Raw genomic sequence first — 13,865 nt, forward strand, 5'->3', positions numbered from 1 at the left:
CGGACCCGAGGGCGGCGGGCGAAGGTTCGAGGGGGCAGGGCCGAAGTCATCCCGCTGTCCACACGCGCCGGCTCCACCGGGTGGTCGGCCTGCTGAGACAGGCGGTGGTCCGGACCGGTGCGGGCGTGTGCCCGGTCCCGGATCGGCCGTCGAGCCGCTGGTCGGCCGGTCCGAACCCGGTCGGTTCGCGCTGGGCGTAGCGGCACGCCCGGATGGGTGGGCGACCATCGGGCTGGGCAGTGGTGTGAACCCGTAGGCTGCGTTCATGGCGCTACCCGAACTGCACAGGTTCACGCTTCCCAACGGTCTGCGGGTGGTGCTCGCACCCGACCGCAGCGCCCCGGTCGTCGGGGTGAGCGTGCACTACGACGTCGGCTTCCGCTCCGAGCCCGAGGGGCGGACGGGGTTCGCGCACCTCTTCGAGCACCTCATGTTCCAGGGCAGTGAGAGCTTGGAGAAGCTGGCCCACTTCCGGCACGTGCAGTCCTCGGGCGGCACGTTCAACGGGTCGACGCACCCCGACTACACCGACTACTACGAGGTGCTGCCGTCGGCGGCACTGGAGCGGGCTCTGTTCCTCGAGGCGGACCGCATGCGGGCGCCGAAGATCACCGAGGAGAACCTGCGCAACCAGATCGACGTGGTGAAGGAGGAGATCAGGCTCAACGTGCTCAACCGACCGTACGGGGGGTTCCCGTGGATCCTCCTGCCGCCGGTCCTGTTCCAGACGTTCCCCAACGCGCACAACGGCTACGGCGACTTCACCGACCTGGAGAACGCCACCGTGGACGATTGCGCCGCGTTCTTCGACACCTACTACGCGCCGGGCAACGCCGTGCTGACGGTGGCGGGCGACTTCGACCCCGAGGGGGCGAAGGCGCTCGTCGAGAAGCACTTCGGTGACGTGCCCGCCCGTCCGGTGCCGGTCCGGCCGTCGTTCGCCGAGGCCGCGCCGAAGGGCGAGCTGCGCGCCGAGCACACCGACAAGCACGCGCCGATGCCCGCCATCGCCGTGGGCTACCGGATCCCGGACCCGGTGAACGAGGTCGAGGGCTACCTCGCCTACCTGGTCCTGGCCGGTGTGCTCACCGACGGCGACGGGTCGCGGCTGCAGCAGCGGCTGGTGCACCGTGACGCGATCGTGGTCGACGTGGGTGCGGGGTGCGGTCTGTTCGGGCCGCTGGAGGCGCGCGACCCGGACACGTTCAGCATCACCGCAATCCACCCGCCGGAGGTCACCTCCGAGCAGGTGCTCGGGGCGGTGGACGAGGAGCTGCTGCGGTTGGCCGAGGAAGGGCCGACGGAGCAGGAGCTGGCGAAGGTCGTCGCGCGCTGGGTGTCGACCATGCACCGCGAGCACGACCGGCTCACCAGCCGGACGCTGGGCCTCGGGTCGGCCGAGCTGCTGTACGGGCGGGCCGAGCTGCTGTACGAGCTGCCGGACAAGCTGGCCGGCATCACCACCGACGAGGTCGCCGCGGCGGCCAAGGCGCTGCGGCCGGACTCGCGCGCCGTCCTGATCCTCAACCCCGCCGACGGAGGTACCGAGTGAGCGCCCCGACCAAGCACCGCAGCGCCGAGGAGATCGGCCGTACGGAGCTAGGGCCTCGCCCGTTCCCGGAGTTGGGCGAGCAGCGGGCGGCGGCCGACCTGGACACGGTCGACACGACGCTGGCCAACGGCCTGAGGGTGCTGGCGGTGCGCCGGTCGTCGGTGCCGCTGGTGGAGGTGCGGCTGCGGATCCCGTTCGGCGACCCGGCGTCGAGCAGCGTCGGCTCGACGCACGCGGCGCGCGCCGAGGTGCTGGCGAACACGATCCTCACCGGCACCGCCACCCGCAGCCGGGTGGACGTGGACACCGAGCTGGCGCTGGTCGGCGGCGAGCTGGACGCGGTGGTCGACCCGGAGCGGCTGGCGCTGTCCGGCAACGCCCTGGTGTCCGGTTTCGGCACGGTGCTGGACGTGCTGCGGGACGTGCTGACCGGCGCGACCTACCCGGCCGACGAGGTCGAGCGGGAACGCGCGCGGCTGGTGGAGCGGATCCGGTTGGCGCGGTCGCAGCCGAACGTGATCGCGCGGGAGGCGTTGCAGCGCCACCTGTACGGCGACCACCCGTTCGCCAAGGAGATGCCCGAGGCGGACGAGGTCGCGGCGGTGACGCGGGACGACGTGCTGGCGCTGCACTCGTCGGCCGTGCTGCCGCGCGGGTCGGTGATCGTCGTGGTCGGCGACGTGGCGCCGGACGCGGCGGTGCGCGCGGTCGAGGAAGCGCTGGGCGGCTGGACCGGCGAGGGCACCGCGGTGGCGTTGTCGCCGATGCCGCCCGTGCGGGGTGGTGACGTGCTGTTCGTGCACCGTCCCGGCGCCGTGCAGTCGCAGATCCGGCTCGCCGGGCGCGGCCTGGAGCGCACCGACCCCCGCTACCCGGCGTTGCAGCTGGCGAACCTGGTGTTCGGCGGGTTCTTCTCGTCCCGGCTGGTCGAGAACATCCGCGAGGACAAGGGCTACACCTACAGCGCGCGGTCGCACCCGGAGTTCACGCCGGGCGGCGCGACGCTGCTGGTGGACGCCGACACGGCGAGCGAGGTGACCGCGGCGGCGCTGCTGGAGACCCGCTACGAGCTGGGCAAGCTGGGTCTGGTGCCGCCGACGGAGTCCGAGGTGGACACCGCGCGCCGGTACGCGATCGGGTCGCTGCTGACCGCGACGTCGTCGCAGGGCGGGCTGGCGTCGTTCCTGATGAACCTCGCCGGGCTCGGCCTGGACGTGGAGTGGTTCACCGGGCACCCCGGTCGGCTGGCGGAGGTCACCGTCGAGCAGGTCACCGAGGTGGCGTTGGAGTTCTTCGCGCCGACGGCGTTCACCGGCGTGCTGGTGGGCGACGCGGAACTGCTGACCCCGCAGCTCCGGGCGCTGGGCGGTGTCATCCTGCCGTGAGCTTCGAGTTGGTGGAACTGCCCGCGCTGTCGCGGTTCGCGGTGGACCGGCACGAGCCGTTGCGGGGCGACGCCGAGCGCATCGCGCAGTTGTGGCCGAAGGCGCGCGTCCTCACTGTGGACGCGCACGGCCGCACGTTGGTGGCCGACCGGGCTTCGCGCCTGGTCGACCGCCCCGCCACCGAGTTCGGCGACGGCCCGCCGGACACGGCGGTGCTGCTCGGCGAGCAGGACGGCGTGGCGTACTGGGCGGTTCCGCTGACCGAGGACGAGACGGACGTCAGCGCGCCGTCCGGCCGGGCCTGGATGCGGCCGGAGCTGACCGACGAACCGCAGTGGCTCGACCTGCGGGCGTGCGGCGCGCTGCTGGACGACACCGGCGCGGGCCTGTTCACGTCGGCGGTCGCGTTGTTCCACTGGCACCGGTCGGCGAAGTTCTGCGCGGTGTGCGGCGGGGGGACGGAGTCGATCAAGTCCGGCTGGGCGCGGGTGTGCGAGCAGTGCGGGAACGAGGAGTACCCGCGCACGGACGCCGCCGTGATCTGCCTGGTGCACGACGGCGCCGACCAGGTGCTGCTCGCCCGTGGCGCCGGGTGGCCCGAGGGGCGGTACTCGGTGCTGGCCGGGTTCGTCGAGGCGGGCGAGTCGCTGGAGGCGTGCGTGGCGCGGGAGATCGTGGAGGAGGTCGGCGTCGAGGTCGGCCGCATCCGCTACCTGGGCAGCCAGCCGTGGCCGTTCCCGCGGTCGTTGATGGTGGGGTTCGAGGCGGTGGCCGACCCGACCGAGCCGCTGCGGCCGGCGGACGGTGAGATCGCGCAGGCCAAGTGGGTCAGCCGGGCCGACGTGCGGCAGGCGCTCGCCGAGCCGGGCAGCGTGCCGGACCTGCTGCTCGCGCCGGGCGCCTCCATCGCCTACCGGATGATCCAGTCCTGGGCGGCGGCAGGCGAAGCCGCTGAGTGATCGCGACCTCCCGGGGGTGGCCCGCATCGGGCGAAAACTGCTGGAAGCGCACGGCAAATGGGACACCAAGCGGATCGTCACCGACTAACGTCGGGGCTTCGACACGCCCGTGTGGCGGCCGTGGTCCTACTCGCCCGATGGGGGTCGCCGTGCACCGCAGACTGACCGTGCGCGACCTGCGTGCCGGCAACCGGGCACGGGTGCTGCGCGCGCTGTACTTCGACCAACCGCGCAGCCGGCAGGAACTCGCGGGCGTCACCGGGCTCAGCCAGGCATCGGTCAGCAACGTGGTCGCCGAGCTCATCGCCGACGGCGTGGTGGTCGAGGCCGGGCAGGTCGACTCGGACGGCGGGCGGCCCCGCGTGCTGCTGCGGGTCGACCCGGCGCACGCGGCGGTGGTGGGTGTCGACGTCGGTGAGACGCACGTGCTGGTCGAGGTGTTCGACCTGACGTTGCAGCGGCTGGCGGAGGCGACGTTCCCGATGGAGCCGGACGTCCACTCGGTCGACGACGTGGCGCGGCGGGTCCTCGAAGGGCTCGACCGGTGCCTCGCCGCGAGCGGGGTGGGTGACGTGCTCGGGGTCGGCATCGGTGTGCCCGGGCAGGTCGAGCGCGGCCGGGTGTACGCGCAGACCGTCGGCTGGCACGGCGTCGCGCTGGAGCAGCTGTTGCGGACCGGCACCGACCTGCCGTTGTTCCTGGACAACGGTGCGAACACGTTGGGGCAGGCCGAGGTGTGGTTCGGCGCGGGCCGCGGCACGGGTGACGCGGTGGTCGCGTTGATCGGGTCGGGTGTCGGCGCGAGCGTCATCACCGGTGGCGTGCTCTACCGCGGTTCGTCGGGCGGCGCGGGGGAGTGGGGTCACACCACGGTCGCGCTGGACGGCCGCCCGTGCCGGTGCGGTGCGCACGGGTGCCTGGAGGCGTACATCGGCGCGTCGGCCGTGGTCGACCGGTACCGCGCGGTGAAGGCCGACGTGCCGGCCGAGCAGGAGGCGGCGTTGGCGGCGCTCGTCGCGGACGGTTCGCGTGCCGCGCGGGACGTCCTCGCCGAGACCGCCCGCTACGCCGGGCTCGGCATCGCGAACCTGATCAACCTGTTCAACCCGTCGCAGGTGATCCTCGGCGGCTGGGCCGGGCTGCTGCTGGGCGCGCGGATCCTGGACGACGTGCGCACCCAGGCCTCCCGCCACGCCCTGCACCGACCGTTCGAGCAGGCGTCGATCACCCTGTGCGAGCTGGGGCCCGAATCGGTCGCACTGGGTGCGGCGACGCTGCCGGTGGCCGACTTCCTGGCCGCGGGCGGTGTGCGCCGCCGCACGCCCAGCCCCGTGGTCTAGCTGGTGTGGATTCCCGGCCGGGAACGCACCACTGCCCTGGTCAGGCGGCGTACTGGTAGGCCGGGTAGGTCAGGTAGCCCGCGTCACCGCCCTGGTAGTACGTGTCCGGGTCGACGGGCGCGATCGGCAGGTCCCCGCGGAGCCGTTCCACCAGGTCGGGGTTGGCGATGAAGGCACGGCCGAAGCTGATCAGCTCCGCGCCCAGGTCGAGCCAGTGGTCGGCGGCGGTCCGGTCGGTCTGCTCCGGGCCCATCGGCACCACCGGGTTCATGACCAGGGTGCCCGGCCACGCGCGGCGCAGCCCGATCAGCACCTCCTCGTCGGCCGTCGCCTCCAGGTGCACGTAGGCGAGGTCGAAGCGGGCGAGTTCCGCGAGCAGGGCCGCGTACAGCTGCGGCACCTCGGTCTCCTCGACGCCCCAGAACGTGCCGCCGGGCGACAGCCTGATCCCGGTGCGGGCCGCGCCGACGGCGTCCACCGTGGCGGCGACCGCCTCGACGGCGAACCGGATGCGGTTGACGATCGGACCGCCGTAGGAGTCGGTGCGCAGGTTCGCGTTGGACGACAGGAACTGCGAGATCAGGTAGCCGTTCGCGCCGTGCAGTTCGACGCCGTCGAACCCGGCTTCGACGGCACGCCGGGCGGCGTCGGCGTACGAGCGGGCGTGCTCGGGCACCTCGGAGGTGGCCAGGGCGCGAGGGATCGGTGTGGGCTGCGGTCCGTTCGGGGTGAACACGTCCCCCACGGCGGCGACGGCGGACGGCCCGACCGGCTGGAAACCGGTGGTGTCGGGGTGCGAGACCCGGCCGCCGTGCATGATCTGGGCGAAGATACGCCCACCGTTGGCGTGCACGGCGTCGGTGACGGGCCGCCAGGAGGCCACCTGCTCGTCGGTGTGCAGGCCCGGCGTGCCCGGGTTGGACTGCCCGACCAGGCTGGGCTGCACCCCCTCGGAGACGATCAACCCGGCGGTGGCGCGCTGGGCGTAGTAGGCCGCCATCGACGGGGTCGCGAGGCCACCGGCCGCGGCCCGGACCCGCGACATCGGGGCCATCACGACCCGGTTGGGCAGGTCCAGGTTCCCGAGGCGGTAGCGGTCGAACAGCGTGGTCATGCCGGACTCCTTCGTACTGGTCGAGGCCCTTGAGGGACCGACGAGTACGCTAAAACCTGACGTCAATGTGAGAGGCAAGTCGTGCGGCCAGGGTCACAGCGGGGAGGGTGAGATGCGGATCGGCGAGCTCGCGGCGCGGGCCGGGGTCAGCGTTCGTTCGCTGCGGTACTACGAGGAGCAGGGTCTGCTCCGCAGCACTCGCAGCGCCGGCGGGCAGCGGCTGTACACGGAGGGCGATGTCGAGCGGGTCGCGTTCGTGCAGCGCCTGTACGCGGCCGGACTGTCCAGCCGCACCATCACCGAACTGCTGCCGTGCCTCGACTCGCCCAGCGACGAGAACTCCGACGCCGCGATGGAGCGCATGGCCAAGGAACGCGAGCGGCTCTCCGCCCACATCGAAGAGCTGCTGCGCACCCGTGACGCGCTCGACGCCCTGATGGTCGTGGCCCAGGCGCACCGCGACGCCCGGCAGGTCGCCTGTGTGAGTTAGTGCCGCGACCGGCAGCCTTCACCTCGTCTTCCGGCGCCCAGCGGGGCGCCTCGGGGCACCGGCCCCACGCCCCCATCCGACCAGGATGAGGACGTGGGGCCGGCACCCCGATCCACCCATCTGACCGGCGGAACACGGGGCGAAGGCCACCGGTCGCGGCACTAGGGGTCGACCCGGTCCAGCGCCGCGCCGTCCCACGTGGTCTGCGTGCACGCCACACCACGCCCGTTCTTGGGCCGCAGCACGTCGTAGATGTGCATGCGCGGGATCTTGTCGGACACGCCCCAGCCGCTCGGCCAGGTGATCACCCAGTCCATGTCGAGGTCCACCAGCAGGCCGAGCATGCGGGCGATCGTGGGGTCGTCCAGCCGCTCGAACGCCTCGTCCAGCAGCACCAGCCGCAGCGGTTCGAACTCGCCGCTGACCGCGTCGTAGAACGACGCCGCCGCCGCGAACAACGTCACGTACGAGATGAGCCGCGTCTCGCCGGACGACAGCTGGCGCAACCGGCGTTCGCGCGGGTTGCCGTCCGGGCCGGTGTCGGCGACCGTGACGGTGAACTGGTGCCACGTGCGGTAGTCGAGGGCGCGGGACAGGATCTCGGCGTAGTTGCCGGTGTGCGCGTCACGTTCGGCTTCGATGCGTTCGGTGAACACGCGGCGCAGCGTGGCGTCCTGCTCGGGGTCCCGTTCCGCGTAGGGCAGGCGGACCAGCGCCAACGCGTCGCGCGTGTCCTCCTCCAACGCCGCCGACGGCTTCCACGCCAGCTTCACGTGCACGCCCTGGCTCGAGCGGGCCTTGCCGAGCACCTCGTTCATCCGCTTGCACAGGTCCTCGGCGACCGCGATCTGCCCGCGCAGCCACTCGGCGAGGTCGCGGATCAGGTAGTCGGCGAAGATGTTCTGGTACTGCTCGTCGAGGAAACCGCGCTGTTCGGCCAGCTTCGCGGTGACCCGGCGGGCGGCGACGGCGACCGGGCGGGCGCCTTCCTCTCCGGTGACCGTGACGGTGAGCAGGCCGACGTGCTGCTCGGCGGCGATGTCGTGACTGCCCGCGAGTGACGTCTGGAGCGCCTGGAGCTTGGTGATCACCGTCGCCTCGCCCGCGCCGCGCCGGTCGGAGGTCATGAGCGCGGCGCGGACCGACGTGACGTCGTCGGGGACGTCCGGCAGTGCGGCGACGAGGATGCCGGGTGCCTGCACGGTGGCCTTGAAGTGCTCGGTCGCGCGGGTGAGGGCGTCCTTCGCGGAGGCGAGCTGTTCGGCCGAGGTTTCGAGTTGGGCGCTCAGCTTCGCGGCTTGCTCGCGCGCCGACGCGACCTGCTCGCGCACACCCTTGAGCTCATCGCGCATCTCCCGGCGCGAACGCTCCAAAGTGGACAGCTGCTCCGCGATTTCCCTCGCCTCACCGCCGATCGCGTCGGTCAACTCGGCCAACGTCGACGCCTGCGACGCGTAGTCGACGCACCGCGCCTCCGCATCGACCTCCGCCGCCACCCGATCCTCCACTGCCGCGTGGTACCGGTGGGACGCATCGGTGAGATCGGCCACCGTGCCGCGGCACTGGCGGCGCAGCACGTCACCCAACCGGTCGGCCGTCCGCTGCGCCTCGGCTGCCGCCTGCTGGGCCTGCTGCAGGCCCTCGGTGGTGGCGGGCAGGCCCGCGTCGCCGGCCTGGCGCACGACCTCGGCCGCCGCCGCTTCACCGCGCGCTTGGGCGGTTGCGAGCTCGTCGCGCAACTCCTCCGCTCGGCGGGCGGCGCGATCGGCGGATTCCTGCGCGGCCTGCAGGCGCCCGTGCCGCGCGACCAGTTCGCGGTCGGCGGGGAAGCGCTCAAGATGACCCTCCCACCGCTCGACCAGACCGTGTGCAGCCGCGAGGTCCGCCTCCGCCACGCCGAGTTCGGCGCGCAGGCCGGCCAGCTCGTCCTCCAGTTCCGCGATCCGGCGCCGGCGCGCCGCTTCCCGGGCACCCGCCCCGATGAACTCCGCCGCGTCCTTGTGCCACGCGCCGGTCAGCACGCCCGCCTGCCAACGCCCGTCCGGCGACACCGCGAACGCGGCGGGCACCGGTGCCAGGGCGCGCAGGGACACCGACGCGAGCAACTCCGCCACCACCGCGGCCGGTACCGGCGAGTTCGGCTCGACGGCCGGGATCAGCACCGTCGCCAGGGACGGGCCGTCCACCGGGGTGCCGGGTACGGCGAGCACGTCGTGCGGCGCAGGCACAGGCGCAGGCACGGGCGCGGAGACGACCGGCGCGTCGCTGCCCGGGGTGGCCGGCGGGTCGTGGGGGACGGGATGGGTCGAGGCAGGGGTGGTGGTTTCGGCGGGTCCGCTGGTTTTCAACCGAGGTACGAGAACAGTGTTTCCGTACATATTCGGGTCAGGTTCACCCGATGGTGTGGCGGTGACCCAGGCGTCCAGGAGGCCGGAGGCTTCCAGGGCCGCCTCCAAGCCCGCGCGGGCGGAGTCGTCGATGGTCGGGTGGAAGTCGACCAGGCGGTAGAACGGGGCGCCGGTCGTGTTGTCCCTGTCCGGCGCGGTGAAGCGGCCGCGGTCGGGGGTTTGGGCGGTTCCGGAGCGCAGGCCGGACAGTTCGGCGTCCAGCGTGTTGATCGACGTGATCAGGTCGGCACGGCGTCGCACGACCGTGTGGGCGCCGTTCCGGGCGGCGGTGACGAGAGGTGCGACCCACTCACGGGCGGCGGTGGTGAGGGTTCGGGCGGCGGTCGGGTCGACCGAGGTGGGCAGGACGAGGGGGGAGTCGGGCTGGGTTTCGGCCAACGGGCCGGAGTCGCGCCACGACCCGACCTCGGCCAGCCAGCCCTGCGCCACCTCGGCCAGTTCCTGGGCCTCCTGGTTGCGCAGCGCCGCCGCCTCGGTCGCCGCGTGTTGCGCGTCCCGCGCCGTCTGCCGGAGGGCGTCCACCTGCCGCTGCGCCACGTCCAACTCCGCCGCCTGCGCGGCCAGCGCCAGCGCCAGCGCCCCGCGCTGCCGGGCCGACGAACCGATCTCCGAAGCCCGAGCCGCCACTGCCTCCAGCACGTCCGAGTCGACGTCGGACGCCGGCGGCACCCGCCGCTCGATCGGCAACGGCTCGGCTTCCGGGTCCGGCTTCGCCCGCACGGACTCCGTCCGAACCACAGCGTCGAAAGTGGACACGACAGGCACGTCGGGCACCGCGGCAGTGGACAGCCCGGCCACGCGCAAGTGGTGGCGCAACGGCTCGACCAGCTCTTGCGCCGACCCCAGGTCCTCGGCCAACCGCCGCAGCAGCCGCAGCACGCCGTCGACCGCGCCGTCCTCCTGCAACCGCTGCTTGTTCGCCATGTCCAACGCCGCCACCGCCGACGAACGCTTCTCCGCCACCAGCTTCTCGCGCGTCTGCAAGTCCTGCAGGTCGCGGAACGCAGGCAGCTCCTTCAACGCGCCGATGGTCTCCTCGGCCTGCTGCTCACCGGCCTCCAACGACGCCAACGAGTGCTCCGCCGCCGCACGCGCCGCCAGCGTCTCCTCCAACGACGCCGACAGCCGAGCCGCCGCGCGCTCCAGCTTCCGCACCCCGTCCTCGGCGCCACCCAACCGCTCCGCCGCCGCACGCAACCCGCCGAACGCGTAGTCCGAGTACGTCTTCAGGAACGTCCCCAGCGCCGCATCGGCCGCCGACAGCCGGGTGATGTTCTCCCGGATCGACTCCAGGTCGTCGAACGAGGTCGCCAGCTGCTCGACCATCGCCGCGTCCAACGGCGGCAGCGCGTCGGACAGGATCTGCTCCAGCTGCCCTTCCAGCACCTTCAGCCCGACGTCCGGGTTGCGCAGCGTCCGCTGCAGGTGCAGCAGGTCGCCGTACCGGGCCGCGGGCACGCCGTACACGGTCTCGGCGACGCGCGCCCGGAACGCCGCCTCCTCCAGCACGCAGTCCGCACCGATCAGGTCACGCAGCTGCGCCGGTCCCAGCGGCGTGCGGTCCGGGCCGACCAACGTCAAGCCGTGCCCGACCCGGGACGACGTGATGAACCGCCAGGAGTCGGTGATCGCCTGCGACGTCTTGGACGCCTTCACCCCCAACCCGCAGGTCAGGTACTCGTCGTCACCCCGCGTCAGCTCCACCCACGCGTACCCGATCCGGTTGGGCCCGCCGTCGTAGTCGTCCAGCATGAGCCGCCGCAGCGACACCGTGTCGAAGCCCTTGGAGCCGACCTGCCGCAGGTCACCGTCCAGGCACAGCGGCAGCAGCAGTTCCAGCGTGCGCGACTTGCCGGACCCGTTGGTGCCCTGGAAGATCGCGCGCCCACCGGAGAAGTCGAACGTCTGCTCGGTGTACTGCCAGATGTTGACGATGCCGCCCCTGTGCAGCCGCCACCTGTTCACGCGGTCTCCTCATCGAACAACGACCAGCTGGGCACGTCCGGCACGACCACAGGCTCCACTTCGCGTTCCGGGTCGCCGTCGGGCGACGGCAGCCACCGGTGCGCCGCGGCGTTGAGCAGCCACTCCCCGTCGGAGTGCACCGCCAACCCCATGCGGCGCAACAGTTCCAGCACCTCGGCGACCAGCCGCTCCAAGTCGTCGGTGAACTGCTTGGACCACGCGGTCGGGTAGTCCTCGACCAACCGCGCGCACACCTCGCGCAGCTCCGAGGGCACCACGACGTGCCGCCCGTCAGCACGGGGATCGGACTCCAGCAGCTCCGGCAACGCGAGCAACGCGATCCGCGCCACCGTGGACGTGCCGGGGAAGTACAGGTCGGTCAGGTAGTCCTCGGGGTCGGCCGCGAGCACGCCCTCGACCCGGCACTCGGTGTGCAGGCCGAAGCACGTCTCCAGCAGCGCGGACTCCTTGCGCTGATTGCGCCGCAACCACTCGGCCTGCTCGGGCGGCAGGTCCGCGTACAGCACGACGGGGTTCTCCACCAGCTTGCGCCGCACCGCGTGCTCGACACCGCGCGGACCGGGCCGGGCCGCCAACTCCACCAGCCGTTCGGGCGACGACGCCTCCGCCACCGGCCCGGTGAACAGCTGGCCGAGAAGGTCGGTGTCGATGGTGATCAACGCCTCGGTGTGCACGTCCACCGTGCCCTCGGTCTCGTGCAGCACGCCCAACGACACCAGGTGCCGCAACGCCGCCGTCAACGCCCGCCGGTCGGCCACGTCGTCCACGACGGTCAACCCCGCTTCCACCGCCGCCGCACGGATGTCCGCGACCAGCCGCGACAGCAACGTCTGCCGACCGATCCCGGTCAGCACCGCCGCCGTCAGCGCCACGTACGCGTACCCGCGCGGCGACATGCCGAGCACGCCGCGCGAGTCGTCGGGGCCCGGCCCGGCCTTGTAGAGCCGCGCGAACCGCCGTTCCACCACGAGCCGGTAGCCCAGCAGCCGGGCGAACAGGTCCTGCAGCGCCGCGCGGTGCCGGTAGACCAACGCCACCAGCTCGCCGTCCGGCCCGTCGGCGCGCAGCAACGGCCGCCGCAGCAGCGTGCGGGCGCAGCGCACCACGTTCGCCGCGTCGATCTCGGAGAGGTCGTCGAACATCAGTCGAGCACCAACGTCGAGTCGTGCAGCGTCAACGTCCCCGCCGCGGACCGGATCCGCGTGGCCCGACCGGCCGCGTGCTCCACCGTCACCCGCAGTCCCCGCACGGGGTCGGTCGCCGAACCGGAGTCGGCCGCCGTGTCGCGCTGCGCCATCGCCAACGTCAGCAGCTCGCACAGCACCCCGAGCGCTTCACCGGACAACGTCGTCTCGGCCAACCGGGGCGCCGCCGCCGCCAACTCCGCCACCGAAGCGGCCCGCCGTTCGTCGGCCTCACGTGCCTCGGCCAGCAGCGACTGCTCGGTCATCGGGTCGTCCAGGATCTTCGACGTCCGCCCGCGCGCACCCCGGTCGCTGCGGCTGCGCACGCTCACCTGCACGTCGACCACCGGCCCGTCGCGCCACGGCGTGCGTTCGTTGTCGCTGTCGTGCTCGGGCGCGGGTGACACGTGCCGCGCCGAGTACAGCCCGAACGCCGCCGCGTACAGCTCGTGCGCCCGCTCACGCGTGCCCGCGTCGAACCACGCGGCCAGCTTCAGCAGCTCGGCCCGCCGGCTCGGCAGCAGCCCGCCACCGGACGTCGCCCGCTTCACGCTCGCCAGCAGCGACCCGATCGCGCGTGCCGTCGCCTCGCGCAGCGCCGTCACCTGGCTCGGCCGCCCGGGGCGGTCCACGAACCAGTCGGTCAGCTCCTGCCAGTCCTCCGCCGACCGGCCCCGGGCCCGTTCGACCTGGTCACCGAGGTCGGCCCGGCCCAGCAGGCGCAGCAGCTCCGAGCGCGCGGAGTTCACCCTCGCCAGGGCGTCGGCGATGGCCGGGGTGTGCCGCAGCACGTCCTCGACCACCATCTGGATGTACTCGACGAGCAGGTTGCGGAACCCGGAGATCTCCTCGGCCGCCAGGTGGTGCCGCGTCACGACCTGCCCGAGGTAGGCGTAGAAGTCGCGCACGGTCGCGGCCAGCTCGGCGTGCTGCAGGAACAGCGTGGTGACCTGCTCGGCCAGCACCTCGCGGGTGCGGGGCGCGCCGCTGATCAACGCGTCCGACAGCGACCGGCCCAGCCGGTCCAGGCCGCGCTCCACGGCGGGCAGCAGCTCCCGCGACACCTCCCGGGCGCCCTCGGGCACGCGCAGCAGCTCGTCCACGTCGCGCTGGACCCGGACCGCGAGCTTGCTGACCTGGTAGCGGACGCTGCCGTGCTGGAACTCGGCGATGCTGGACGCCACCACCTCGCGCCTGCCCTGCACCAGGTTGCCCCACTCGACCAGCTGCCGGAGCCGGTTGACCACGTTCTCGATGCGCGACTCGCCCGGCTCGACCCGACCCTCCCGCTCGGCGCCCGCCAACGCGCCCGCGACCTCGCCCGCGGACAGGTCGGCCAGCAGCGTCGACGTGAACAGCCGCATGATCGCCAGGTACGTGCGCTGGTGATCACGGGCGTCCAGGTACGCGTAGAGCTTGAGGCGGCCGGCTGGTTCCACGGTGCGCC

9 protein-coding genes are annotated in these 13,865 nt (G+C 72.8%); 5 read left to right on the forward strand and 4 right to left on the reverse strand.

Annotation, left to right across the window (positions count from 1 at the left end; translation table 11 throughout):
- Window positions 1-265: 265 nt before the first annotated feature.
- The 4 genes from A6A25_RS30635 to A6A25_RS30650 all read left to right on the forward strand — a co-directional run bounded on the left by A6A25_RS30635 (window position 266) and on the right by A6A25_RS30650 (window position 5,236).
- On the forward strand, window positions 266-1,552 hold the full coding sequence (locus A6A25_RS30635) for a M16 family metallopeptidase (RefSeq protein WP_073896058.1): 1,287 nt from the start codon (window positions 266-268) through the stop codon (window positions 1,550-1,552).
- Entirely contained in the window at window positions 1,549-2,937 is a 1,389-nt protein-coding gene (locus A6A25_RS30640) for a M16 family metallopeptidase (RefSeq protein WP_073896061.1), read from the forward strand. Before A6A25_RS30635 ends, A6A25_RS30640 begins: the two co-directional genes overlap by 4 nt.
- Window positions 2,934-3,896 carry an NAD(+) diphosphatase gene (gene nudC / locus A6A25_RS30645; RefSeq protein WP_073896063.1) on the forward strand — a complete coding sequence of 321 codons (963 nt, stop codon included), beginning with the start codon at window positions 2,934-2,936 and terminating at the stop codon, window positions 3,894-3,896. The genes A6A25_RS30640 and nudC overlap by 4 nt, the downstream gene beginning before the upstream one ends.
- Before the next feature lie 137 nt (window positions 3,897-4,033).
- Window positions 4,034-5,236 carry an ROK family transcriptional regulator gene (locus A6A25_RS30650; protein ID WP_073896065.1) on the forward strand — a complete coding sequence of 401 codons (1,203 nt, stop codon included), beginning with the start codon at window positions 4,034-4,036 and terminating at the stop codon, window positions 5,234-5,236.
- A 40-nt stretch (window positions 5,237-5,276) separates the two neighbouring features.
- Here the strand turns inward: A6A25_RS30650 and A6A25_RS30655 are convergent, their stop codons facing one another.
- On the reverse strand, window positions 5,277-6,350 hold the full coding sequence (locus tag A6A25_RS30655) for an alkene reductase (RefSeq protein WP_073896067.1): 1,074 nt from the start codon (window positions 6,348-6,350) through the stop codon (window positions 5,277-5,279).
- 112 nt (window positions 6,351-6,462) lie between these two features.
- On the opposite strand from A6A25_RS30655, the gene A6A25_RS30660 reads away from it, so the two are divergent.
- The gene (locus A6A25_RS30660; protein ID WP_073896069.1) at window positions 6,463-6,840 is read left to right on the forward strand and encodes a MerR family transcriptional regulator; all 378 of its coding nucleotides are present in this window, start codon (window positions 6,463-6,465) and stop codon (window positions 6,838-6,840) included.
- A gap of 161 nt (window positions 6,841-7,001) precedes the next feature.
- On the opposite strand, the gene A6A25_RS30665 is transcribed toward A6A25_RS30660, so the two are convergent.
- The 3 genes from A6A25_RS30665 to A6A25_RS30675 are packed head-to-tail and all read right to left on the reverse strand — an operon-like array spanning window position 7,002 to window position 13,857.
- Window positions 7,002-11,213 carry an SbcC/MukB-like Walker B domain-containing protein gene (locus tag A6A25_RS30665; protein WP_073896071.1) on the reverse strand — a complete coding sequence of 1,404 codons (4,212 nt, stop codon included), beginning with the start codon at window positions 11,211-11,213 and terminating at the stop codon, window positions 7,002-7,004.
- Window positions 11,210-12,376 carry a TIGR02678 family protein gene (locus tag A6A25_RS30670; protein WP_073896073.1) on the reverse strand — a complete coding sequence of 389 codons (1,167 nt, stop codon included), beginning with the start codon at window positions 12,374-12,376 and terminating at the stop codon, window positions 11,210-11,212. The genes A6A25_RS30665 and A6A25_RS30670 overlap by 4 nt, the downstream gene beginning before the upstream one ends.
- A complete protein-coding gene (locus A6A25_RS30675) occupies window positions 12,376-13,857 on the reverse strand; it encodes a DUF2397 domain-containing protein (RefSeq protein ID WP_073896075.1) in 1,482 nt (493 codons plus the stop codon). The genes A6A25_RS30670 and A6A25_RS30675 overlap by 1 nt, the downstream gene beginning before the upstream one ends.
- Window positions 13,858-13,865: the final 8 nt, after the last annotated feature.

The sequence above is a fragment of the Saccharothrix sp. CB00851 genome (assembly GCF_001905065.1).
Taxonomy (GTDB): Bacteria; Actinomycetota; Actinomycetes; order Mycobacteriales; family Pseudonocardiaceae; genus Actinosynnema.

Coding starts and splice junctions, on each gene's coding strand:
- A6A25_RS30635 (WP_073896058.1), top strand. CDS start 266: ATGGCGCTACCCGAACTGCACAGGTTCACGCTTCCCAACGGTCTGCGG.
- A6A25_RS30650 (WP_073896065.1), top strand. CDS start 4,034: ATGGGGGTCGCCGTGCACCGCAGACTGACCGTGCGCGACCTGCGTGCC.
- A6A25_RS30655 (WP_073896067.1), bottom strand. CDS start 6,350: ATGACCACGCTGTTCGACCGCTACCGCCTCGGGAACCTGGACCTGCCC.
- A6A25_RS30660 (WP_073896069.1), top strand. CDS start 6,463: ATGCGGATCGGCGAGCTCGCGGCGCGGGCCGGGGTCAGCGTTCGTTCG.
- A6A25_RS30670 (WP_073896073.1), bottom strand. CDS start 12,376: ATGTTCGACGACCTCTCCGAGATCGACGCGGCGAACGTGGTGCGCTGC.